Annotated in this window: 2 protein-coding genes and 1 pseudogene; 1 reads left to right on the forward strand and 2 read right to left on the reverse strand. The window is 69.8% G+C overall.

Features of this window, described 5'->3' with window-relative positions; translation table 11 throughout:
- A pseudogene (locus tag DBR34_RS21540) lies at positions 1–684 on the forward strand (hypothetical protein); the annotation flags it as partial.
- Between the two features lie 187 nt (positions 685–871).
- Here the strand turns inward: DBR34_RS21540 and DBR34_RS18595 are convergent.
- A complete protein-coding gene (locus DBR34_RS18595) occupies positions 872–1,321 on the reverse strand; it encodes a barstar family protein (protein ID WP_128097877.1) in 450 nt (149 codons plus the stop codon).
- On the reverse strand, positions 1,318–1,481 hold a 164-nt coding region (locus DBR34_RS23980; protein WP_308812567.1), incomplete at its 5' end, for a ribonuclease domain-containing protein. The genes DBR34_RS18595 and DBR34_RS23980, both read right to left, overlap by 4 nt.

The following is a 1,481-nucleotide window of genomic DNA, read 5'->3' on the forward strand; positions in this document are numbered from 1 at the left end:
GTGCCCAATGCCACCCCGCGCCCGGCACCGCCGACCCCCACGACCGCCCCGGCCAGCGCATCCACGGCGACCGCGCCGCGTTCCAGCACCGCGCCCAGCGCCAACACCCCCACAAGCGCGGCGCCGGCCACGCCAAGCCCGTCGCCGGCCAAGCCGGCTGCGGATCCGGGCGACTGGTCCGCGTCACGGCGCGGCGATGACTGGGCGGCGGCCAATCACCCGCAGGACCGTGACCTCAACGGCCGCGCGGTGAGCGCGACCGGTGTCAGTGGCGGCAGCCTGTTCAATGCCGACGGCGGCGTGCGCGTGGCCGGCCAGGACGGAAAGGGCGCGGCCGAGCGGGGCGCGCCCGGGGGCGACAAGGACGGCTGGACCAAGGAGCGCATCGCCCAGTCCGGCACGTGGCTCAAGCGGCCGCCGTACGACTACACGCCGACCTCGTTCGAGAAATACTGGGCGCCCAACGAATCGTTGCTGGCCGAGTGGGTGCGCAAGGGCATCAAGTCGGTGGAGATCCCGATCCCGGGCACCAGTTCGTCGATCTCGTGCGTGGTGTCGATTCTGCAGTTCGGCGGCGGCTGTGGCCTGAGCGATCCGAACATGCAGGACCAGCCGGCCGTGGCGCGCCCGCCGCCGGATATTCCGTTCAAGAAAGAGCTGCAGGACGACAACGGCAGCCGATGAGGCTGCGCCTCATCGGCGGGTAGAGCCACCCCATGGGTGGCTACCCCTTTCATCGGCGGGTAGAGCCACCCCATGGGTGGCTGCCCCTTTCATCGGCGGGTAGAGCCACCCCATGGGTGGCTGCCCCCGGGTCCGGCGTGACGGCGCGTCACAGCCACGCATGGCGTGGCTCTACCCGGATGCGGGGTTACGGCGTCGCGGCGTCCTCGTCCAGCTCCACGTCTGCATCCTGCAGTGCCACGAAGGCCCAGAACGGTACGTTGCTTTCGCTCCAGAAGCGGCTGGCTTCGTCCAGCACCTCCAGCAGCGTGTCGAAGTCGGCGCCGGCCTGCGCGCGCAGGGCGTCGGCATCATTGAAGAACAGCGCGTAGCCGTTGGCCGGCAGCCAGGCCAGGTCGCGCAGGTTGTCGGTCAGCGCATCCCAGTTGCCGCCGAAGCCGGTCGGGAAATCCAGGCGCGCGGCCAGCCGCATCAGCAGCGTGCGCTTGTCCTGGCAGCCGTCCAGGTCGATCTGGACCACACGTAGGCCGGCGTCGCGCATCGCCGCCGACAGCGGGCCCAGGTCGCCGTTGCCGATGGCGTACACGCCGGCGTTGTTGATGTCGTGCAGGCCCAACTCGAATGCGTCATGGTTCATTGCCAGCTCCCGGCCGGTGGTACATCAAAACTGCGGAATGTCTCGTAGTGGTCGTCGGTGTAGAACCAGCCGGTAGGCGGGGTGCCGCCGGTGACGATGCGACGCGCACCGCGATTGCCGGCACCGGGGGTGTCGACGGTGTACTCGTGGTAGTAGCCAC

The organism is Stenotrophomonas sp. HMWF003, from assembly GCF_003061285.1.
Taxonomy (GTDB): Bacteria; Pseudomonadota; Gammaproteobacteria; order Xanthomonadales; family Xanthomonadaceae; genus Stenotrophomonas; species Stenotrophomonas maltophilia_AP.